The sequence below is a fragment of the Simplicispira psychrophila DSM 11588 genome (assembly GCF_000688255.1).
Classification (GTDB): domain Bacteria; phylum Pseudomonadota; class Gammaproteobacteria; order Burkholderiales; family Burkholderiaceae_C; genus Simplicispira; species Simplicispira psychrophila.
The window spans coordinates 184,651-205,564 of record NZ_JHYS01000003.1; the positions used below are offsets into that span (position 1 = coordinate 184,651).

General features: G+C 60.6%; 20 protein-coding genes. 7 read left to right on the forward strand and 13 right to left on the reverse strand.

Going from position 1 to position 20,914, the window contains the following annotated elements:
- Nucleotides 1-240: 240 nt before the first annotated feature.
- Nucleotides 241-1,332, forward strand: coding sequence for a sigma-54 interaction domain-containing protein (locus Q390_RS19015; RefSeq protein WP_425423933.1), 1,092 nt, complete (start codon nucleotides 241-243; stop codon nucleotides 1,330-1,332).
- A gap of 31 nt (nucleotides 1,333-1,363) precedes the next feature.
- Here Q390_RS19015 and lexA read toward each other — a convergent pair whose 3' ends face one another.
- Nucleotides 1,364-2,035 carry a transcriptional repressor LexA gene (gene lexA / locus Q390_RS0104735; protein ID WP_027995035.1) on the reverse strand — a complete coding sequence of 224 codons (672 nt, stop codon included), beginning with the start codon at nucleotides 2,033-2,035 and terminating at the stop codon, nucleotides 1,364-1,366.
- 97 nt (nucleotides 2,036-2,132) lie between these two features.
- Here lexA and Q390_RS0104740 point away from each other — a divergent pair, with 97 nt between their 5' ends.
- The gene (locus Q390_RS0104740; protein ID WP_027995036.1) at nucleotides 2,133-3,104 is read left to right on the forward strand and encodes an asparaginase; all 972 of its coding nucleotides are present in this window, start codon (nucleotides 2,133-2,135) and stop codon (nucleotides 3,102-3,104) included.
- A 62-nt stretch (nucleotides 3,105-3,166) separates the two neighbouring features.
- On the opposite strand, the gene adk is transcribed toward Q390_RS0104740, so the two are convergent.
- The 6 genes from adk to Q390_RS0104770 all read right to left on the reverse strand — a co-directional run bounded on the left by adk (nucleotide 3,167) and on the right by Q390_RS0104770 (nucleotide 7,103).
- Nucleotides 3,167-3,823 (reverse strand): adenylate kinase, encoded by a 657-nt coding sequence (adk, locus tag Q390_RS0104745; protein WP_027995037.1) that lies wholly within the window; start codon nucleotides 3,821-3,823, stop codon nucleotides 3,167-3,169.
- A 163-nt stretch (nucleotides 3,824-3,986) separates the two neighbouring features.
- Nucleotides 3,987-4,793 (reverse strand): 3-deoxy-manno-octulosonate cytidylyltransferase, encoded by an 807-nt coding sequence (gene kdsB, locus Q390_RS0104750; protein WP_027995038.1) that lies wholly within the window; start codon nucleotides 4,791-4,793, stop codon nucleotides 3,987-3,989.
- Nucleotides 4,790-4,972, reverse strand: a complete 183-nt coding sequence (locus tag Q390_RS0104755; RefSeq protein ID WP_027995039.1) for a Trm112 family protein — start codon at nucleotides 4,970-4,972, stop codon at nucleotides 4,790-4,792. The genes kdsB and Q390_RS0104755 overlap by 4 nt, the downstream gene beginning before the upstream one ends.
- A gap of 20 nt (nucleotides 4,973-4,992) precedes the next feature.
- Nucleotides 4,993-6,033 (reverse strand): tetraacyldisaccharide 4'-kinase, encoded by a 1,041-nt coding sequence (lpxK, locus tag Q390_RS0104760; RefSeq protein ID WP_084153775.1) that lies wholly within the window; start codon nucleotides 6,031-6,033, stop codon nucleotides 4,993-4,995.
- A 6-nt stretch (nucleotides 6,034-6,039) separates the two neighbouring features.
- A complete protein-coding gene (locus Q390_RS0104765; RefSeq protein WP_027995041.1) occupies nucleotides 6,040-6,477 on the reverse strand; it encodes an ExbD/TolR family protein in 438 nt (145 codons plus the stop codon).
- The gene (locus Q390_RS0104770) at nucleotides 6,474-7,103 is read right to left on the reverse strand and encodes a MotA/TolQ/ExbB proton channel family protein (protein WP_027995042.1); all 630 of its coding nucleotides are present in this window, start codon (nucleotides 7,101-7,103) and stop codon (nucleotides 6,474-6,476) included. Before Q390_RS0104770 ends, Q390_RS0104765 begins: the two co-directional genes overlap by 4 nt.
- 325 nt (nucleotides 7,104-7,428) lie before the next feature.
- On the opposite strand from Q390_RS0104770, the gene xseA reads away from it, so the two are divergent.
- Nucleotides 7,429-8,757: an exodeoxyribonuclease VII large subunit gene (gene xseA, locus Q390_RS0104775; RefSeq protein ID WP_027995043.1), complete on the forward strand. Its 1,329-nt coding sequence runs from the start codon at nucleotides 7,429-7,431 to the stop codon at nucleotides 8,755-8,757.
- Between the two features lie 203 nt (nucleotides 8,758-8,960).
- A complete protein-coding gene (locus Q390_RS0104780; RefSeq protein ID WP_027995044.1) occupies nucleotides 8,961-9,542 on the forward strand; it encodes a superoxide dismutase in 582 nt (193 codons plus the stop codon).
- A gap of 162 nt (nucleotides 9,543-9,704) precedes the next feature.
- Here Q390_RS0104780 and Q390_RS17545 read toward each other — a convergent pair whose 3' ends face one another.
- Nucleotides 9,705-10,223 (reverse strand): DUF192 domain-containing protein, encoded by a 519-nt coding sequence (locus Q390_RS17545; RefSeq protein ID WP_084153776.1) that lies wholly within the window; start codon nucleotides 10,221-10,223, stop codon nucleotides 9,705-9,707.
- Between the two features lie 121 nt (nucleotides 10,224-10,344).
- The gene (locus tag Q390_RS20610) at nucleotides 10,345-10,752 is read right to left on the reverse strand and encodes a hypothetical protein (RefSeq protein WP_342666079.1); all 408 of its coding nucleotides are present in this window, start codon (nucleotides 10,750-10,752) and stop codon (nucleotides 10,345-10,347) included.
- A gap of 75 nt (nucleotides 10,753-10,827) precedes the next feature.
- On the opposite strand from Q390_RS20610, the gene Q390_RS0104795 reads away from it, so the two are divergent.
- Together Q390_RS0104795 and icd are read left to right on the forward strand one after the other, a co-directional pair.
- Nucleotides 10,828-13,065 carry an NADP-dependent isocitrate dehydrogenase gene (locus tag Q390_RS0104795; RefSeq protein ID WP_027995046.1) on the forward strand — a complete coding sequence of 746 codons (2,238 nt, stop codon included), beginning with the start codon at nucleotides 10,828-10,830 and terminating at the stop codon, nucleotides 13,063-13,065.
- A 182-nt stretch (nucleotides 13,066-13,247) separates the two neighbouring features.
- Nucleotides 13,248-14,510 carry an NADP-dependent isocitrate dehydrogenase gene (gene icd / locus Q390_RS0104800; RefSeq protein ID WP_027995047.1) on the forward strand — a complete coding sequence of 421 codons (1,263 nt, stop codon included), beginning with the start codon at nucleotides 13,248-13,250 and terminating at the stop codon, nucleotides 14,508-14,510.
- Between the two features lie 90 nt (nucleotides 14,511-14,600).
- Here the strand turns inward: icd and Q390_RS17550 are convergent, their stop codons facing one another.
- From Q390_RS17550 to Q390_RS0104820, 4 genes are all read right to left on the reverse strand, one after another.
- Nucleotides 14,601-15,590: a CBASS cGAMP-activated phospholipase gene (locus Q390_RS17550; protein WP_051603037.1), complete on the reverse strand. Its 990-nt coding sequence runs from the start codon at nucleotides 15,588-15,590 to the stop codon at nucleotides 14,601-14,603.
- 101 nt (nucleotides 15,591-15,691) lie between these two features.
- Nucleotides 15,692-16,585, reverse strand: a complete 894-nt coding sequence (gene mmsB, locus Q390_RS0104810; protein WP_027995048.1) for a 3-hydroxyisobutyrate dehydrogenase — start codon at nucleotides 16,583-16,585, stop codon at nucleotides 15,692-15,694.
- Between the two features lie 105 nt (nucleotides 16,586-16,690).
- Nucleotides 16,691-17,857, reverse strand: coding sequence for an acyl-CoA dehydrogenase family protein (locus Q390_RS0104815; RefSeq protein WP_027995049.1), 1,167 nt, complete (start codon nucleotides 17,855-17,857; stop codon nucleotides 16,691-16,693).
- Between the two features lie 152 nt (nucleotides 17,858-18,009).
- Nucleotides 18,010-19,530: a CoA-acylating methylmalonate-semialdehyde dehydrogenase gene (locus Q390_RS0104820; RefSeq protein ID WP_027995050.1), complete on the reverse strand. Its 1,521-nt coding sequence runs from the start codon at nucleotides 19,528-19,530 to the stop codon at nucleotides 18,010-18,012.
- A gap of 174 nt (nucleotides 19,531-19,704) precedes the next feature.
- On the opposite strand from Q390_RS0104820, the gene Q390_RS0104825 reads away from it, so the two are divergent.
- Nucleotides 19,705-20,595: a LysR family transcriptional regulator gene (locus Q390_RS0104825; protein WP_027995051.1), complete on the forward strand. Its 891-nt coding sequence runs from the start codon at nucleotides 19,705-19,707 to the stop codon at nucleotides 20,593-20,595.
- Nucleotides 20,596-20,914 lie beyond the last annotated feature (319 nt).

The window sequence follows — 20,914 nt, forward strand, 5'->3', positions numbered from 1 at the left end:
TCAGCTGTGTTGGCAGGCAAGCCGTGCCTTTCTTCTTAAAAGAAGACACCATGGCGTGCTCCCCTCCAAAGCCTCTGGCGTTTCTTTGGCCGTGCTATGGAACGCAGTGTTGTCCTACATGGGGTTGCAGCAAAGGCGAAGGCGAAACAGGGGTTGACTTGTTCAAAATGGCGATCGAACAAGCGGAGAAAATGCATGGAACGTGTGCTGATCGTTGATGACGACACTGAAGCAGCGCAAATGCTGACGAACCTTAGCGTGCTAGCTCCCCCGAATACGCCTGCAGAGTTCCAATCGTGTCACGACAATCTGGCCCAGGATGGCCGCTTTGGTTATTTGGTCGGGTGCTCCGAGCCCATGCAGCGTGTGTATCAGCAGATTTCCCGGGTTGCTGCCACTTCGGTCACGGTGTTCATCGGGGGTGAGAGCGGTACTGGGAAGGAACTGGTGGCGCAGACTGTGCACGACTTGAGTCGCCGGCGCGAACAGGCGTTTCTTGCTGTGAACTGCGGCGCTATTTCTCCGCAACTGATGGAAAGTGAAATCTTCGGTCACGAGAAGGGGAGCTTCACAGGTGCTGATCGCCAGCACCAAGGATTGTTCGAGCGCGCACACGGTGGCACTCTGTTTCTGGATGAAGTGACAGAGATGCCAATGGAGTTGCAGGTCAAACTGTTGCGGGTGTTGGAGACCGGCAGCTTCATGCGTGTGGGCTCCAGCGTGGCGCGCAGTACCGATGTGCGCATCATTGCTGCCACCAACCGCGACCCGCTAGCGGCAGTCCAGGCCGGTGCGCTGCGGGAGGATCTTTTGTACCGGCTGAATGTCTTTCCGATTGCCCTGCCGCCGCTGCGGGCGCGACCCCAAGACATTGCATTGCTCAGTGCCCACTTTTTGAGCGATATTGGCGAACGCGAAGGCGCCTTGCGCCAGCTCACACCCAGTGCGCTGCAGCGTCTGGAAGCCTATCGATGGCCTGGCAATGTACGTGAATTGCGCAATGTACTGCAGCGTGCCTACATCATGGCTGAAGACGCGCTCATCACTGAAGAGTGGTTGCCGACGGATGCCCCGGAGACAGAAGCCGGTGTGAATAGAAAAAATGGCCCTGGCGATGCCTTGAATTTCCAGCTCGGCAGTTCTTTGGCTGACGTGGAACAGCAACTTATCTTGTGGACTTTGAGCCGTTTTGACAACCACAAGGAACGTACTGCAGCCGCACTGGGGGTCAGTCTGAAAACGCTCTACAACAAGCTCAAGAGCTACCAAAAGGCTACTGCCATCCCCAGCCCGTCACCGCTGCCCCTGCATCCAGAGCAATCAAGTATGTGATTGGCTTGGCGGCTTGCCTAAAAAATTGAGACTACATCTGTCCGCTGTTGCGGATCAGACCCACGGCGAGGCCTTCGATTTCAAAGGGTTCACCGGGTCGCACCGTGATGCTGGGGTAGTCTGGATTGTCAGGTAGCAATTCAATGCTGTGGGCGGTGCGGCGCAGGCGTTTGACGGTGACATCGTCGCCCAGGCGCGCCACGATCAGTTGGCCATTGCGCGCTTCACGGGTGCTTTGCACGGCCAGCAAATCTCCATCCAGAATGCCGGCGTCGCGCATCGACATGCCGCGCACTTTCAGCAGGTAGTCGGGCTTGCTTTGAAACAGGTTGCTTTCTACGCAATAGGTCGTGTCGATGTGGGCCTGGGCCAGAATCGGCGAGCCGGCAGCGACGCGGCCAATAAGAGGCAGCACCAGTTGGGTGACTCCGGCCAAGGGCAGTGGCAGTTGTGTGCCGCGCGCTGCGCTCAGCGAGCGCATGGCACTGCTGCGCAGTCGAATGCCGCGTGAGGTGCCGCTGACCAGCTCGATCACACTCTTGCGGGCCAGGGCTTGCAAATGGTCTTCGGCGGCGTTGGCTGATTTGAAACCGAATTGCACTGCAATTTCTGCCCGTGTCGGCGGTGCGCCGGTGCGTGCGATGGCCGTCTGGATGCAGTCGAGAATTTGCTGTTGTCGGGGCGTGAGCTTGGGGGTGGGCATGGGTTGATTCTGTGCGAGCTAGGCGGATAGGCAGGGTATTTTGGATAGCAGGTCTGTAATTTAACCCAGGACTGTGGTTTTCATCAGTTTGCAGGAGATGGACGTGGATGCAAAAAAATGGGTGCTGCTCGGCACGGGCGGGACGATTGCTGGCACGGCGGACGTAGCCAGTGACAACCTGCGCTATTGCGCGGCCCAGTTGTCGGTGCAGGCGCTGTGGCAGGCGTTGCCAGGCGGGCCCGAAAGGAGGCCAGAGGGGGCCGGGCCGTGGGTGCTGGAGCAGGTGGCGCAGGTGGATAGCAAGGACATGGATTTTGCCGTGTGGGCAGTGCTGGCGCAGCGCTGCCAGCAGCACCTGGCTGACCCGGGGGTGGGCGGCATCGTGATTACGCATGGCACCGATACGCTGGAAGAGACCGCCTGGTTTTTGCACTGTGTGTTGGACACGCACAAGCCGGTGGTGCTGACCTGTGCCATGCGTCCGGCTTCTGCCCTGGCGCCCGATGGGCCACAAAACCTGCGCGATGCCGTGGCCGTGGCGATAGCGCCGGGCGCCTGCGGTGTGCTGGTGGTGTGCGCTGGCGAGATACACGGCGCGCGTGCGGTACAAAAAGTGCATCCGTACCGGCTCCATGCGTTTAGCTCAGGCGATGCGGGGCCGCTCGGCTGGGTAGAAGAGGGGCAGGTGCGTTTATCACAAAATTGGCCTCTAGCCCAATCCCATCATGCACTAGTAGCTATTAAAAAAATAGTAGATGGAGTGCCGTGGCCAAGGGTGGATATCGTCATGAACTACGCCGGTGCCAGTGCCGCCATGGTGGCTGCGCTGGTGCACAGCGGTGTGCAGGGACTGGTGGTGGCAGCGACGGGTAACGGGACGCTGCATTACGCCTTGCAAGAAGCGTTGGAGCGGGCGCAGGCCGGCGGTGTGGCGGTGCGCGTGGCGACGCGCTGTCCACTGGGGCAGATGCTGCCGCACCCGGGCGACATGCTGCCCGATGCACAGGGTTTGAGTCCGGTGAAGGCGCGCGTGAGCTTGCTGCTGGAGTTGCTGGCGGCGCAGACGTAAAAACGCCCCAGCGCGTGGGGCGTTCTCCAGACCAAGCGGCGCTAGCAGCCGCTGCAGCCGAATCAGCCGGCCAGTGCTTCCATGGCGCGGGCGGTGATTTCTTCCACGCTGCCGGTGCCGTTGATGGCGCGGTATTTGGGCGCGTTGGTGGCATCCTGGCTGGCCCAGTTCGAGTAGTACTCGACCAGAGGGCGGGTTTGCGCGCTGTATACGTCCAGGCGGGTTTTGACGGTTTCTTCGGCATCGTCGGCGCGCTGGATCAGGTCTTCACCGGTTTCGTCGTCTTTGCCGGCCACTTTGGGCGGGTTGAACTTGACGTGGTAGGTGCGGCCGCTGGCCGGGTGCGAGCGGCGCCCGCTCATGCGCTCGATGATGGCGTCAAATGGCACATCAATTTCGAGTACGTAGTCGATCTTGACGCCGGCCGCCTTCATGGCGTCTGCCTGGGGGATGGTGCGGGGAAAGCCGTCGAACAAAAAACCTTGGGTGCAGTCAGGCTGGGTGATGCGCTCTTTGACCAGGCCAATAATGATGTCGTCGCTGACCAAGGCGCCCGAGTCCATCACCGCTTTGGCTTGCAGGCCCATTGGCGTGCCGGCTTTGACGGCGGCGCGCAGCATGTCGCCGGTGGAGATTTGCGGAATGCCATATTTTTGGCAAATGAACGTGGCTTGCGTGCCCTTTCCGGCGCCGGGAGCGCCCAACAAAATAAGTCTCATGGATGTCCTCTAAGTGTGTGAAACCTGCTGGCACCGTGGGCCCGGACGTGTGGTTCCGGGATGCGGCGCACTCGTTGGCAAGAAGGATAGCATGTGTATCCTTTGCTGCTCCTTACGGCGCGGCGTCGTTTTTAGCGCGTGGATGCCCCTGATGTGAGGGCTGTCACGACACCAGCTGGCGCACGCGCGACAAATCTTCCGGGGTGTCCACGCCGGGGCCGGGGGCGCTGGCGGCGATATGCACCGCAATACGGTAGCCATGCCAAAGCGCGCGCAATTGCTCCAGCGCTTCCATCACTTCGGTCGGCGCTTGCGCAAGCGCGGGAAATTGGCGCAAAAAATGTGCACGGTAGCTGTAGATGCCGATGTGGCGCAGCGGGGCAAAGCCTTGCAGTGCTGCCACGTCTGGATGCATTTGGGTGGCGCTGCCATCCCACCAGGTCTGCTGGGCATGATCGCGGGCGTATGGAATGGCGGCGCGGCTGAAGTAATGCGCCAAGCCACGCGCGTCCAGCACCACTTTGACCACGTTCGGGTTGTGCAGTTCGTCCAGCGTGCTGAGGGCGTGGGCAGCGGTGCCCATGCTGGCATCCGGGCGCTTGGCCAGTAACGCGGCCACGGCGTTGATGAGTTTCGGATCGATCAGCGGCTCGTCGCCCTGCACATTGACCACGATGTCGTCCCCGTCCAGCCCGAGCAGCTCGCAGGCCTCGGCCAGGCGGTCGCTGCCGCTGGGGTGGTCGGCGCGCGTGGCAATGGCCTCTATGCCGTGCGCGGCGCAGGCCTGCAGGATGCGCGCATCGTCCGCTGCCACCACCACCCGCGCCGCGCCGCTGGCCGCTGCGCGCCGCGCCACCTGCACCACCATCGGCAGGCCGGCGATGTCGAGCAGAGGTTTGCCCGGCAGGCGACTGGACGCCATGCGCGCCGGGATCAGCACAGTGAAGGGCACGGTGAGCGGCGTGGTCACGCCTCTAGCTCCTCGTCGGTGAGGGTGCGGGCTTCGTCTTCCAGCAGCACCGGAATGCCGTCGCGTACCGGGTAGGCCAGGCGGGCGCTGTGCGAAACCAATTCTTGGCGCTCGCGGTCATAAGTGAGGGGGCCTTTGGTCACAGGGCAGACCAGCAGTTCAAGCAGTTTGGGGTCCATGGCGGGCAGTAGTCAGTGGTTCAGTGGGGGGATGATAGTGCGCACTGTAAGCGTGCATCGAGTGCGGCAAAGAAGCCTTCGCCCAACTGCAGTTGCAAAGGCACCGCCAGCGCATCGGGGTGCTGCGGCCACAGTTTGACAGCATCTTTTTCAGTACAAATCAGGGTGTATCCCTTATTTGACGGGCGCTTCCAGCTATTAAAATCAAAGTGATCTGGCAGTGCCAGCGTCTCCACCAGCACCAATCCTTGGGCTTGCAGCAGGGTAAAAAAATCTTCGGGGCGGGCAATGGCGGCCAGTGCCAACAAAGGCGTGGCGTGCAAGCTGGCCAGTGGCACCCGGCGGCCATCGGCGCGCAGGGCAAAGTCGGCCAGCTGGCGTTGCAGGGCAAAACGTGGCGCACTACCGCCTTGGGGCGCGGGGCCAGCGTGCAGCACGATATCGACCGGGCGCGGCCAGGGTTCGCGCAACGGGCCGGCGGGCAGCAAAAATCCGTTGCCAACACCTTGGTCGTTGAAGACACATATTTCGATATCGCGCGCCAGTGCCCAATGCTGCAGACCATCGTCGCAGACGATGACGTTGGTATCCGGGTATTGAGTGCGCAACAGGCGCGCCGCCGCGCTGCGCTGCGCGGCCACTACCACCGGCACTTGGCAACTGCGGGCGATCAGCGCCGGCTCGTCACCGACCATGCTGGGCGGGCTGTCCGGCAGCACCACACGGCTGTCGTGCGTGTTGCGGCCATAACCGCGCGAGACCACACCGGGGCGCCAGCCCTGCGCCTGCAGGTGCTGCACCACGGCCATCACCACTGGCGTTTTACCGGCACCGCCGGCGATGACATTGCCCACCACGATGACCGGTATGCCCGGGTGGCTGGATCTGAAGAGACCCGCCCGGTACAACGCCCGGCGCAGCGCCACCAGCAAGCCATAGCACAGCGACAGCGGCCACAGCGTCCAGGCCAGGGCGCCGCGCTGGCGCCACAGGCGCTGCCAAGTGCCGGCGGGAGCGCTGTCAGAAGGAGGCGGGGCGGGCGGCTGCGGCGCGGCAGCCATCGGGGTTTACGGCTTGCCAGCGCCCGCACTGGCGGACGACTGGGTGGCAAAAGTGATTTGCGTCAGACCGACGCGGCGCGCGGCCTCCATTACCGTGACCACGGCCTGGTGCTGCGCAGTAGCGTCGGCGCTGATGATGACAACGCTGTCTTTGCCCGCTTTGGCCGCTTCACGCAGCGCGCTGGCCAGGGCGTCCACGCCATGGCCCTCCAGCGTCGCCTGGTTGACGGCATAGCGACCATCGGCGGCGACGGCCACGATGATTTCCTTGGGATGGTCGCGCTGCTGCTCGGTGTCGGCCACGGGCAGGGTCAGTTGCAGTTCAGTGAATTTGCTGTAGGTGGTGGTCAGCATCAAAAAAATGAGGATGACCAGCAGCACGTCGATGAACGGGATCAGGTTGATCTCGGGCTCGTCACGTACATGGCGTGGGCGAAAGTTCATTTGCGCAACTGGATCAGGTGGCGCAGGAAGGCCTCGGACGACAGTTCCAGCGTCAGCAGGTAGGCATCGACGCGGCTGCGAAAGTAGCGCCAGAAGATCAGCGTCGGAATGGCCACGATCAGGCCAAAGGCGGTGTTGTACAGCGCCACCGAAATGCCGTGCGCCAGTTGCGCCGGATTGCCGCCGCTGACACCGCCGGCGCCCGATTGAGAGCCAAAAATCTCGATCATGCCGATGACGGTGCCCAGCAGGCCCAGCAGCGGTGCGGCCGAGGCGATGGTGGCCAGCGCGCTGAGGTATTTTTCGAGTCGATGGACGACGGCGCGACCGGCACCCTCCATGGCGGCGCGCAGGTCGGCTTCGCTGCAGCGCGGCGTGGTGTTGAGCGTGCGCAGGCCGCTGGCCAGTACCTCGCCCAGGGCTGAATTTTGTTGCAGCTGGTTGACCACGTCCGGGCCCGGCAGGGTATTGGACGAGATGGAGATCGCCTCACTCAGCAGTTTGGGCGGAGCCACGCGGGTAGTTTTGAGCGCGACAAAACGCTCGAAAATCAAGGCCATGGCCAAGATGGAGCAGGCAACCAAGGGCCAAATGGGCCAGCCTGCGGCTTGTATGATCGACAGCAATTCACTCTCCGCGCAAATAAAGCAAGCGGCGATTATGGCTTAGCCTGGGTCTGCTTTGGCGCCGGTGTCCAGGCGCTACAACCCACAAAATCTGTGGATAACTTTGTGGAGAACCCTGGGGGGAACCTGCGCAAAGTGGCGCCAGTGCGCGATTGCGACAGATTGCTTAAAATCTGATCAGTAAAAAACATATATAAATCAATAAGTTGCATGTGTATGCGTGATGTTGGCGGTATTTTTTTGGGCGTTTCAGGCCAGATTTCAACTTCTTCGGCGCTGTGGAGTACTGGCGTACGCAAAAACTGCGCAAGCTGCGCTAACGCTGATGTTTGAGCCACAAAACGATGGTCTGGCGCCACCTCTGCCGCACATCTGGGATGTGGGGGCGCTGTGCCACGCTGTGGCTGACCTGTTGCAGGCGCGCTTCAATCCGGTGGCGGTGCGCGGTGAGATCAGCGGCTTTTCGCGCGCTGCCAGCGGGCATTGCTACTTTTCCATCAAGGACGCCCACGGCCAGATCCGCTGCGCCATGTTCCGCCGCGCCGCCAGCCTGCTCGGATTCACGCCGCGCGATGGCGAATGGGTCGAGCTGCGCGGGCGCCTGGGTGTGTACGAGCAGCGCGGTGATCTGCAGCTGGTGGTCGAGAGCCTGCAGCGGGCCGGTCAGGGCGCCTTGTTTGAGCAGTTTTTACGCCTCAAGGCGCTGTTGGAGAAGGAAGGACTGTTTGACAGCGCCCGCAAACGCCCGCTGCCCGCCTTCCCGCGCGGCATTGGCCTAGTGACCTCGCTCGGTGCGGCGGCGCTGCACGACGTGGTGACAGCGCTGCGCCGGCGCTTGCCGCACATTCCCGTCGTGCTGGTGCCGGCACTGGTACAAGGCGCTGGCGCGGCACCTGCACTGGTTTCTGCGCTATCAAAACTGTATCTACTAGCGCAGGTGGAGAAAGGGCTGGAGGCTGATTTGACCCAAAATCCACCGATTGACGTCATCTTGCTGGTGCGCGGTGGCGGCTCCATCGAGGACTTGTGGGCGTTCAACGATGAGCAACTGGCACGCACCATCGTGCAAAGCCCGGTGCCTTTGATCACCGGGGTGGGGCACGAGACCGACTTCACCATCGCCGACTTCTGCGCCGACCTGCGCGCGCCCACGCCCACGGCCGCTGCCGAACTGGTGGCGCCGCCGCGCGAGGTCTGGTTAGGCGCGCTCACCCAGCTGGTCGATCGCCTGCACCGGGGTACGCAGCGCCACCTCGACCGGCGCCAGCAGCGCCTGGACCAACTGGCTGCGCGCCTGGGACGACCCTCGGGCCTGCTGGCGCGCCAGCAGCAGCAACTGGCGCAATTGGCACAGCGTATGCGCCATGCCGTGCTGCTGAAACTGCAGCGCCTTGCGCACTCCCAGCAAGCGCTACAGGCCCATTGGCCCGCTGCATTGCAGCGTAACTTGGCCCAGTACCAACAGCACCTGGAGCGCACTGCTCTGCGCCTGCAGCTGCTTGACCCGCGCTTGGTGCTGCAGCGCGGCTACGCCTTGCTCACCGATGCCCACGGCGGCGCCCTCACCAGTGTGCAGCAGGCCCGCGTGGGGGCGCCGCTGCGCGCCACGCTGGCCGATGGCACGCTGGAATTGACGGTGGTGGCGCGGCGTTGAAACGGTGCTGGCACTGCGTTGAAGTTGTGCAGCGGCGCGGTACACACTGTGTTTCGAGGGAGTAGTTGGTGGCCTACAGCCAAATTTTGCTTTCATTCCTACAATCTGCGCTGGGTTTGCGTGCGCCGGCAGCCCGCGCCGCCAAGTGCAGGCTGCCAGCACGCCAAGCCGGTTTTCACAACTCAAACCAAAAAGGAATCCCCATGGAACACACCCTTCCCCCGCTGCCTTACGCCATGGACGCCCTGGCGCCTGCCTGTAGCCAGGAGACATTGGAGTACCACCACGACAAGCACCACAACGCCTACGTAGTGAACCTGAACAACCTGCAAAAAGGCACTGAATTTGAGACGATGACGCTTGAAGAGATCATCAAGAAATCCAGCGGTGGCATCTACAACAACGCCGCGCAAATCTGGAACCACACCTTCTTCTGGAACTGCATGGCGCCTCAGGGCGGTGGCGAGCCTACCGGCGCTCTGGCGACGGCGATCAACGCCAAGTTTGGCTCCTACGCAGCCTTCAAGGAAGCTTTCACCAAGTCCGCCGTGGGCAACTTTGGCTCGGGTTGGACGTGGCTGGTGAAAAAGGCCGACGGCAGCGTTGATATCGTCAACATGGGCCCTGCCGGCACGCCGCTGACCACCGGCGACACGGCGGTGATGACCGTGGACGTGTGGGAACACGCCTATTACATCGACTACCGCAATGCCCGCCCCAAGTTTGTCGAAGCCTTCCTGGACAAGCTGGTGAACTGGAAGTTTGCTGAGGCCAACTTCGCCTGAAGTCGCCCCCAGTGATATAAAAAAACGGCCTGCGGGCCGTTTTTTTATGATAGCTGCAACCGCAGGTATTTAAAGGGTTTCAGCTACTTTCACTGTTGAAATCGTTGTGTGGTGTGCGGTTGTAGCTCTATTTTTTGATTTATCTGGCGTTTCACCGCGCATTTAGCGCGGCGTAAACGGTGCCCCCTTCAGCTTAGCGCCTGGCTTGAGGCCCTTTTTGGCAAACCAGCCCTGGTTCATTTCCAGCACATAGCGCACCGGCTGGGCACTGCAATGCGAGTCGGTGCTTTGCGGTTGCATATCGACTAGATTGACGATGGTGCCGTCGTCAGCGACGAAAGCGGCGGTCAGCGGCAGCAGGGTGTTTTTCATCCAGAAGCACTGGGTGGCGGGCTGCTCAAACACAAACAACATGCCCTCTTGCTGCGGCATCTTCTGGCGGTACATCAGGCCAGTCTGGCGCTCCTGCGGCGACTGCGCTACCTGGGCGTCGATACGGTGCATTCCCGCTGTCAGATCAACGCGCTGCAAGCCCAGTTGCGCGCTGTCCTGCGCCAGGCCGAGTGTGGCTGCGCACAGCAGCACCACCGCTAGAACGGCGGTGCGCGTGTGTTGACTGGAGAACTGATTAAAACGCTGCTGGGGACGGGTACGGCAGAAAAGGGCGCAAGGTGCTGGCATGGATCAGGCTTTCAACGAGGGGGTAGAAGGCGGCAGCGGGCAGGCATCACCAAAAAAATCGCCCGCAGATGCGGGCGATTTTGAAGCCAAAGCTGTCATGCGCGGGCTAGGCCCGCTTGGTTCAGACAGCCTTTGCAGCGTGCTTCTTGACCTTTTTGTGGCTCACTTTTTTGTGGGCAGTGTGCTTCTTCACAGGCGCTTTGGCCATGTGAGCAGGAGCAGCAGGTGCAGCCAGAGAGGCGGGTGCAGCGTCTGATGCGGGGGATGCAGGCGCCTGGGCGAAAGCACCTGCAGCGAACAGGCCGGCGGCCAATACAGCGAGGAATTTATTCATGATGGCCATTTCTTTAACGATATATCGTGTTGAGAAGCTTACAAGCTCGGGATGAGCTTTGTTAATAACGGCAGCCGGGCCAGCGGCGTTGACAAAAAAATCGCGCCTGGATAGCGAAATAAGTAAAAAAAACCATTTGTGGATTCTAATTTTGTATGATGACATTCCGTTGAAAAACGGCGCGTCGGACTGCACACTTGCGTTCTCTGACCACTGCTACCGGCTGATGGCCCTGCCGGTGGTTTCTATAGCCATTTCCTGAGGCAAACGATGAGCACCCAGCAACCCACCATCATCTACACCCTGACCGACGAGGCTCCTCGCTTGGCCACGGCTTCTTTCCTGCCGATTGTTCGCGCTTTTGCCGCTCCTGCTGGCATCGAAGTGACCGAGACCGATATCTCTGTGGCAGCCCGCGTGCTGGGCGAGTTTCCTGAGTATTTGCGCGACGACCAGAAGGTGCCGCACACCCTCTCCGAGCTGGGCAAGAAGACGCTGGATCCGGAAGTCAACATCATCAAGCTGCCCAACATCAGCGCGTCGGTGGGTCAGCTGGTCACCTGCATTAAGGAATTGCAGTCCAAAGGCTACGCCATTCCCGACTACCCCGAAGACCCCAAGACCGACGAAGACAAAGCCGTGCGCACACGCTACGCCAAATGCATTGGCAGCTCTGTCAACCCGGTGCTGCGCGAAGGCAACTCCGACCGCCGCGCGCCCAAAGCCGTCAAAGAATATGCCCGCAAAAACCCGCACAGCATGGCCGAGTGGAGCCAGGCCTCGCGCTCGCATGTTTCACACATGCACAGCGGCGACTTCTATCACGGCGAAAAATCGATCACGTTGGAAAAAGCGCGCGACGTGAAAATGGAACTGCTCACCAAGGACGGCGAAACCATCGTCCTCAAGCCCAAGCTGTCGCTGCTGGCCGGTGAGATCATCGACTCGATGTTCATGAGCAAGAAGGCGCTGGAAGAGTTCTACGAAAAAGAAATTGACGACGCCTACAAGACCGGCGTCATGTTCTCGCTGCACGTCAAGGCCACCATGATGAAGGTCTCGCACCCCATCGTGTTTGGCCACTGCGTGAAGATTTTCTACAAAGACGCCTTTGCCAAGCACGGTGCGTTGTTTGATGAGTTGGGTGTCAACGTCAACAACGGCATGGCCAGCCTGTACGAAAAAATTACCACGCTGCCCCAGTCGCAGCAGGACGAAATCCGCCGCGACCTGCACGCCTGCCACGAGCACCGCCCCGAGCTGGCCATGGTGGACTCGGCCAAGGGGATCACCAACTTCCACTCGCCTAACGACATCATCGTGGACGCCTCCATGCCCGCCATGATCCGCAACGGCGGCAAGATGTGGGGCGCCGATGGCCGTCTGAAGGACGTCAAGGCGGTGATGCCGGAATCCACCTTTGCCCGCATCTACCAGGAAATGATCAATTTCTGCAAGTGGAACGGCAACTTTGACCCCAAGACCATGGGCACCGTGCCCAACGTCGGCCTGATGGCGCAGCAAGCCGAAGAATACGGCTCGCACGACAAAACCTTTGAAATGGCGCAGGACGGCGTGGCCAACATCGTCGATCTGGCCACCGGCGAAGTGCTGCTGTCGCAAAACGTCGAAGCCGGCGACATCTGGCGCATGTGCCAGGTGAAAGACGCGCCGATCCGCGACTGGGTGAAGCTGGCCGTGGCGCGTGCGCGCAACTCCGGTATGCCGGCCGTGTTCTGGCTCGATCCGTACCGCCCGCATGAGAACGAGCTGATCAAGAAGGTGCACACCTACCTGAAAGACCACGACACCACCGGTCTGGACATCCAGATCATGAGCCAGGTGCGTGCCATGCGCTACACGCTGGAGCGCGTCATCCGCGGTCTGGACACCATCTCGGTGACCGGCAATATCTTGCGCGACTATCTGACCGACCTGTTCCCGATCATGGAACTGGGCACCAGCGCCAAGATGCTGTCCATCGTGCCATTGATGGCCGGTGGCGGTATGTACGAAACCGGCGCTGGTGGCTCGGCGCCCAAGCACGTGCAGCAGTTGGTGGAAGAAAACCACCTGCGCTGGGATTCGCTGGGCGAATTTCTGGCACTGGCCGTGTCGCTCGAAGACCTGGGCCTGAAAACTGGCAACGCCAAAGCTACGGTGTTGTCGAAAACACTGGACGCCGCCACTGGCAAGCTGCTGGACAACAACAAGAACCCCTCGCCCAAAACCGGCCAGCTCGACAACCGTGGCAGCCAGTTTTATCTGGCCATGTACTGGGCGCAAGAGCTGGCCGCGCAAACCGACGATGCCGCCCTGGCCGCGCAGTTTGCACCGCTGGCCAAGCAGTTGAGCGACAACGAGAAAGCCATCGTCGCTGAACTGCTGGACGTGCAAGGCCAAGCGGTGGATATCGGCGGCTACTACCTGCCTGACCCCGCCAAGCTCGAAGCCGTGATGCGCCCCAGTGCGACCTTGAACGCGGCGATCGCCACTTCGCTGGTGTAAGCGTTTAAAAGCCCCCTTCAAACGGACTGCAGGCCATGGCTTGCAGTCCGTTTTTTTGTGGGCAGTGGGCGCAGCAGCATCCGTTAAGATTCTTCGTTGGTGCAGATAGCCATCATCAGTTGCCGTACCTGTCCAGATTCGCGTCCAGATACTTGCCTCGATTTCACCGGAGACCCTCGTCCATGACCCCTTACCAGCACATCCAGGTGCCTGCCGAAGGCCAAAAAATCACCGTCAACGCCGACATGTCGCTCCATGTGCCGGACGCGCCGATCATTCCCTTCATTGAAGGCGATGGCACTGGGGCCGACATCACCCCGGTGATGCGCAAGGTGGTCGATGCCGCCGTGGCCAAGACGTATGGCGGTATCAAAAAAATTCACTGGATGGAGGTGTTTGCCGGCGAAAAATCCACCCGTGTTTACGGCCCTGACATGTGGCTGCCCGAAGAAACCTTGCACGCCATCAAGGACTACGTCGTCTCCATCAAAGGCCCGCTGACCACCCCCGTGGGCGGCGGCATCCGTTCGCTGAATGTGACGCTGCGCCAGGAGCTTGACCTGTATGTCTGCCTGCGCCCGATCCAGTACTTTGAAGGCGTACCTTCGCCTTTGAAAGAGCCGCAAAAAACCAATATGGTGATCTTCCGTGAGAACTCGGAAGACATCTACGCTGGGATCGAGTTTGAAGCCGAAAGCGATAAGGCCAAAAAGCTCATCAAATTTTTGCAAGAGGAAATGGGCACACAAAAAATCCGTTTCCCCGCCACCTCCGGCATAGGCGTCAAGCCAGTCTCGCGTGAAGGCACCGAGCGCCTGGTGCGCAAGGCCATCCAGTACGCCATCGATAACGACAAGCCCAGCGTGACCATCGTGCACAAGGGCAACATCATGAAGTTCACCGAAGGAGCGTTTCGTGATTGGGCTTACGGTCTGGCTGCCAAAGAGTTTGGTGCCGAACTGATCGACGGCGGCCCCTGGATGAATTTCAAGAGCCCCAAGACGGGCAAGGAAATCACCATCAAGGACAGCATTACCGACGCCTTCCTGCAGCAAATTTTGCTGCGCCCGGCCGAATATTCGGTGATTGCCACGATGAACCTGAATGGCGACTACATCTCCGACGCCCTGGCTGCACAGGTCGGCGGCATCGGCATCGCTCCGGGCGCCAACATGAGCGACACCATTGCCATGTTTGAGGCCACCCACGGCACCGCACCCAAGTATGCTGGCAAGGACTACGTCAATCCCGGCTCAGAAATTTTGTCGGCTGAAATGATGCTGCGCCACATGGGCTGGACCGAAGCCGCCGACCTGATCATCAGCGCCATGAAAAAAGCCATTGCCAGCAAACAGGTCACTTATGACTTCGCCCGCATGATGGACGGCGCCCGCCAAGTCAGCTGCTCCGGCTTTGGTCAGGTCATGATTGACCAGATGCAATAGCCTTGGTTGGCCCTTCTGAGCGCCGCTGGGCGCCTTCACATGCAGCCCCGTGCCCCATAAGCCGGGGTTTTTTGTTGGGCGTTGCTGCGCTCAGAGAAATGTGCGCAACTGCTGCGGGTTGGCGGCGTGCAGGGTCTGCTCGGCCAGGTTGAGCAGGATTTGCGCGGCTTGTGGGGTGGCGATATCAATGCCCAATCCGGCCTGCGGTGGCCAAGTGGCATCCAGGCGCAGGTAGTGTTCGCCCAGGCGGTTTTCCATCATCGCCTGCACATGCTGCTGTTGCACCGCAATCAGCGTCATGATCAGGCGTCCATCAGCCAGCCAGCCAATGGCGCCGGCATCCTCGCTGAGGCCCTGCGCTGGCTGGTAGCCCACGGTGGCAGTGCCCACGGACAGCATCCGCACGCGCGCCAGCGGCACCTGCATGAAGTGTTCTGCCTCGTGCAGCGCCACCTGGTCGGGCGCCACGGCAAACAGGCCGCCGTCGGCATACAGCGCGTCGCCAATGCGCACCGCCGGAAAATACGCCGGCGCCGCACTGCTGGCCATCACGGCGTCGATGATCGGCACGTCTTCATCGCCGCGTGAGGCTGCGGCGTGGGGTGTCTTGAACACCTTGGTCAGACTGCGCGAGACGTTCACCGCCGGCAGTACCAGCGGGTGTGGCACCTGCGCCAGGGTGCGATCGCCCAAATGCCGGTGCAGGGCCGTGCGCAGCGCAGCACTGGAGTATTTGGGCCCCGTCACCGAACGGCCCATGTCGATCAACCGCCCCACCACACCAGTGGGCAGTGAGCGCGGCGAGAACACCTGGGTGCCATGGCGCTGAAACAGCTCAACCATGTCGCGCAACGGCACTTCCAGCGCCACCGCCGCCGCGACGATGGCACCGACCGAGGTGCCAGCGACCAGATCAAAGCGCCGGCCGATGGGCTCGCCGATCTGCTCTTCCAGCGCCGCCAGCACGGCGGCGGTGTACAAACCCAGATAGCCCCCGCCCGACAGCGCCAAGATGCGAAATTCCTTGGTGTCGGGGCTGGTCGCTTTGGCGCGGGCAGTCTTGTCGCTGGAGGAGGGCATGGCAAGGGCACTTCTGGATAGAGGAACTGCCCCCATGCTACCTACTGCGCTGTAGTCCCGTAGGTCGGATTAGCGCAGCGTAAGCCGACACCACTCAGTTTTTAGCCCTTCTGCACCATCTTGATGATGCTGGAGAAGTCCAGCGCGCCGTTGCCGGCCAGGCTGTGCGCGGCGTACAGGTTGCGCGCCAAGCCGCCCAGCGGGGTGCTGGCTTTGACTTGGGTAGCGTTCTCTTGCGACAGGCCGAGGTCTTTCAGCATCAAATCGGTGCCAAAACCGCCGGCGTAGCCTTTGCTGGCCGGCACGTTCTCTTGCACGCCGGGGCAGGGGTTGTACTTCTCCAGCGCCCAGTTGCCGCCCGAGCTGCGGCGCATGATTTCTGACAGCACTTTCGGATCAAGCCCGTTGGCCACGCCCAGCGCAATCGCCTCCGACGTGCCGGCCATCAAAATGCCCAACAGCATGTTGTTGCAGATTTTGGCTGTCTGGCCCGCGCCGACGCTGCCGGCGTGGAAGATGTTGGCGCCCATTTTTTCGAGCAGCGGACGGGCGCGCTCCAACTGTTCGGCGCTGGAGCCGACCATGAAGGTCAGCGTGCCAGCAATCGCGCCACCGGTGCCGCCGGAGACGGGGGCGTCGATGAAGTCAATGCCAGCCGCCTGCGCTGCCTTGGCCACTTTTTGGCTGGTGGCGCTGGCAATGGTGGACGAATCAATCACCAGTGCGCCCTTGGCGATGTGCGACAGCAAACCCTCTTGGCCGCCGGTGCCGAGGAACAAACCTTCGACATGCTGGCTGGCCGGCAGCATGGTAACGATGGCTTCAGCGCCTTGCACGGCAGCTTGGGCGCTGGCGGCAATCGTCAGGCCGTCGGCGGCGCTTTTCTCGCAGGCGGCTTGGGACAGGTCAAAAGCGGCGACGGTATGGCCGGCTTTTTGCAGGTTCAGGGCCATTGGGCCGCCCATGTGGCCGAGGCCGATAAATGCGATTTTCATGCTGTTGTCTCCGGTGTGTGGAATAAGTAATGATTTATGGCTAAAAGTGCCTCTAGCCCTTTAAGCACGTGCGCTAGCAGCTATCTTTTTATATAAAAATGGCGCTTAACGAATGCTGTCAATCGCGTCGCTCTCCAGCATCCGCCGGGCGACAATGACGCGCATGATTTCGTTGGTGCCTTCCAGAATCTGGTGCACGCGCGAATCGCGCAGCAGGCGCTCTAGCGGGTATTCGCGGATGTAGCCGTAGCCGCCGTGCAGTTGCAGCGCCTCGTTGCAGACGTTAAAGCCCACGTCCGTCGCAAAGCGTTTGGCCATGGCGCAATAGGTGCTGGCGTTGGCATCGCCCGCGTCCAGTTTGCTGGCGGCCAAGCGCACCATTTGGCGGGCGGCGACCAACTCGGTCGCCATGTCGGCCAGCTTGAATTGCAGCGCCTGAAAGCTGGCAATCGGCTTGCCAAACTGTTTGCGGTCGTGCATGTAGCGCTGTGCGTGGCCCAGCGCGCCTTGCGCTGCGCCGATGGAGCAGGTGGCGATGTTGATGCGCCCGCCGTCCAGGCCCTTCATGGCAATTTTGAAGCCCTCGCCCTCTTGGCCCAGCAGGTGATCCGCCGGGATACGCACGTTGTCAAAGCTGATGGTGCGGGTCGGCTGGCTGTTCCAGCCCATTTTTTCTTCTTTTTTGCCGTAGCTAATGCCGGCCGCGTCGGCTGGTACGGCAAAGGCGCTGATGCCGCTCGCGCCCGAATTGGCGTCACCGGTGCGTGCCATCAGCACCAGCACATCGGTCGCGCCTGCGCCCGAGATAAAGGCTTTGCTGCCGTTGATGACGTATTCATCACCAATCCGTTCAGCGCGGGTTTTCAGCGAGCCAGCGTCCGAGCCAGCGCCGGCTTCGGTCAGGCAGTAGGAGGCCAGCTTTTCGCCGGTGGTCAGCAGCGGGCCCCAGTGCTCGCGCACGGCGTCGGTCGCCCACGTGCCGAGCATCCAGGTGGCCATGTTGTGGATGGTGATAAATGCCGTGGTCGATGGATCGACGGCGGCCATTTCTTCAAACACCATCGTCGCGTCGAGGCGGGGCAGGGCCAGGCCGCCGGCGTTTTCCGGGGCGTACAGGCCGCAAAAGCCCAGCTCGCCGGCTTTGGCGATGGCTTCTTTGGGGAAGATGCTTTCGGCATCCCAGTGTGCGGCGTGGGGAGCGAGTTCTGCCAGCGCAAACGCGCGCGCTGTGGCGGCAAACGCCTGTTGTTCTTCGGAGAGGTCGAAATTCATACGCGGTGTATCTCCCAAGCGAGCACTTTGAAAGCTGCGGTGCTCTGTTTTTAATAGCTACTAGCGCACGTATTGAAAGGGCTAGAGGCTGATTTGACTTAAATAAACGCCCCTTTCAGCCAAGAAAGGGGCGTTTTGAGTGCCGAAGCAGATTACTTCAGGCTGATGGTGGTGTTGACACCGTGGCTGGTGGTGCTGTCGTCAAACCAGCGTGCCGTGACGGTTTTGGTCTGGGTGTAGAACATGACCACTTGCTTGCCGTACGGGCCGAGGTCGCCCAGCTTGGAAGCGCGCGAGCCGGTGAACGAGAACAATGGCACTGGCACGGGGATTGGCACGTTGATACCGATTTGGCCGACGTCGATTTCCTCTTGGAACTTGCGCGCCGCTGCGCCCGACTGCGTGAAGATGGCGGTGCCGTTGCCGTTGGGGTTGTCGTTGATGAACTCAATGGCTTGGTCGATGTCGTCCGCAGCCACCAGAGCCAGCACCGGGCCAAAGATTTCTTGGTCGTACACGGCCATGCCGGGTTTCACGCCCGAGAAAATGGTTGGGCCAACAAAGTTGCCCTTCTCAAAGCCGGGCACGTTGGGCTTGCGGCCATCGAGTTCCAGCTTGGCGCCGTCGGCAATACCGCGCTCAATCAGACCTTCGACGCGCGCCAGCGCCGCGCAAGAAATCACCGGGCCGACGTCGGTGCCTTTTTCGGTACCGGCGTTGATTTTGAGCGTCTGCGCCTTGGCGATCAGCTCGGGAATCCATTGTTGCGTTTCGCCGACTAGCACCACCACCGGCAGCGCCATGCAACGCTGACCGGCTGCGCCAAACGCGGCGCCGGCAATGGCGTTGAGCGTTTGTTCCTTGTTCGCGTCAGGCATGACGATGGCGTGGTTTTTGGCGCCCATCATGCACTGCGCACGCTTGCCGGCCAGCGTGGCGCGGTTGTAAACGTGGGTGCCGACCTTGGTCGAACCGACAAACGACACCGCCTTAATGTCTTTGTGATCGCAAATCGCGTTCACGGCGTCTTCACCACCGTGGATGACGTTCAGCACGCCGGCAGGAATGCCGGCTTCCATCGCCAACTCGCACAGGCGCATGGTGACCATCGGGTCTTGCTCGGACGGCTTCAAGACGAAGGTGTTGCCGGTGGCAATCGCCATCGGGAACATCCACAGCGGAATCATCGCCGGGAAGTTGAACGGCGTGATGCCAGCGCACACGCCCAGCGGTTGCAGGATGGTGTAGGTATCGACGCCGTTGGCCACGTTGTTGGCCAGCTCGCCCAATTGCAGGTTGCCAATGCTGGCAGCGTGCTCGACCACTTCCAAACCACGGAACACGTCGCCTTCAGCGTCGGGCAGGGTCTTGCCTTGCTCGGCGGTCAGCAGCGCGGCCAGTTCGCCCATGTTTTCGCGGATCAGTTGCTGCAGCTTCAAGAAGATGCGAGCGCGGGTGCCAATCGGGGTCTTCTTCCAAGTCTTGAAAGCTTCTTTGCCCGAAGCCACGGCGGCGTCGATTTCAGCCGGTGTCGCAAACGGCACGCGGGCCAGCACTTCTTGCGTGGCTGGGTTGACCACATCGCGCCACTGGGTGGTGGTGGACTCGACAAACTTGCCGTCAATCAGCAGCTTGACGGTGGGGATGGATTGGGTAGCGGTGGATGCGTTCAAGGAAGTCTCCTGAGACAAAAGAAGAAATGAAGCCGGGTGGCAGAGCGCGTTGCACAGTCAACGTCCGCCCTATCAGCAACGTATCGTAGCTGTGCATAATTGTTTGCACAATAGAGAATGTTGCAATTGACATCTGCAAAATTGCACATATAAATCTAGCAAACAAGGAGAGCCATGGGCTGGGACAACCTGCGTTATTTTTTAGAGCTGGCCCGCACCGGCACTCTGGTCGGCGCAGCGCGGCGCTTGGGCGTAGAGCACACCACGGTATCGCGCCGCATCCAAGCGCTAGAAAAGCAAATCGGCGACACGCTGTTTGCCCGCGAAGCCGGCGGCCACCGCCTGACCGAAGCCGGCCGCCACCTGCTGCCCGGTGTCGAGGCGATGGAAACGGCGGTGCTGGGCGTTGAGCGCCTGATGCCCGCGCCCGGCAGTGGGCCGTCGGGCGTGGTGCGCGTCGGCGCAACCGAAGGTTTTGGCACGCTGATCTTGGCGCACCACTTGGCTGGCCTGACGCAAAAACACCCGCATTTGTCCATCGACCTGCTGGCGCTGCCGCGCATGTTGCACCTGAGCCGTCGCGAGGCCGACATCGTTATCTCGCTAGAGCGCCCGACGCGCGGCTCGGTCATCGTGACTAAATTGGCCGATTACACGCTGCATTTATACGGCCAGCGTGAATATCTGGCCCGCCGCCCCTTAGTGCAAAGCCGCGAAGATTTACGCCACCACGCGTTTATCAGTTATGTCGATGATTTGTTATTTACTAAAGAGCTACAGTTTCTCGACCAGCTTTATCAGCCGGAGCGGTTTGCTTTTCGCAGTACCAGTATTACGGCGCAATATGAGGCGGTGCGGGCGGGCGCTGGTTTGGCGGTGCTGCCAGCTTTTATGGCGGACAGCGATCCAGTATTGGCGCGGGTGCTACCGCAGGAGGCACGATTTACGCGCACATTTTGGATGTCGATGCCGGCGGAGGGCAAGCATTTAGCGCGGATGCAGGCAGTGTGGGGGTTTTTGAAGGAAACGGTGTTGGGGGAGGCGGGGAGGCTGGGGGTGAAATAAATGTGATGGATAGCGGTGATTGTCAGGTTGGCGTAACTAAAGGTTTTATGATGGGTTGGATGCAGTGCTACTGATCCAATTTAGCTGGTTAGAACATTCCAAGTATCGATACCTGTGATGTTTGCGGTATGAATCCATAAAGGTTAGCATTATGTCTGGCTTATTTTAATTTCGGAAAATATATATCATTATGAACTCTAATATCAATTACGCTACGATTGATGGTTTGCCAGATTTGACATTATCTGAAAAAAATAAATGCTCGCAGTTTATTTTTTAAACCGTATTCAAGTTCAAGCAGTACAAATACTTGGGATTA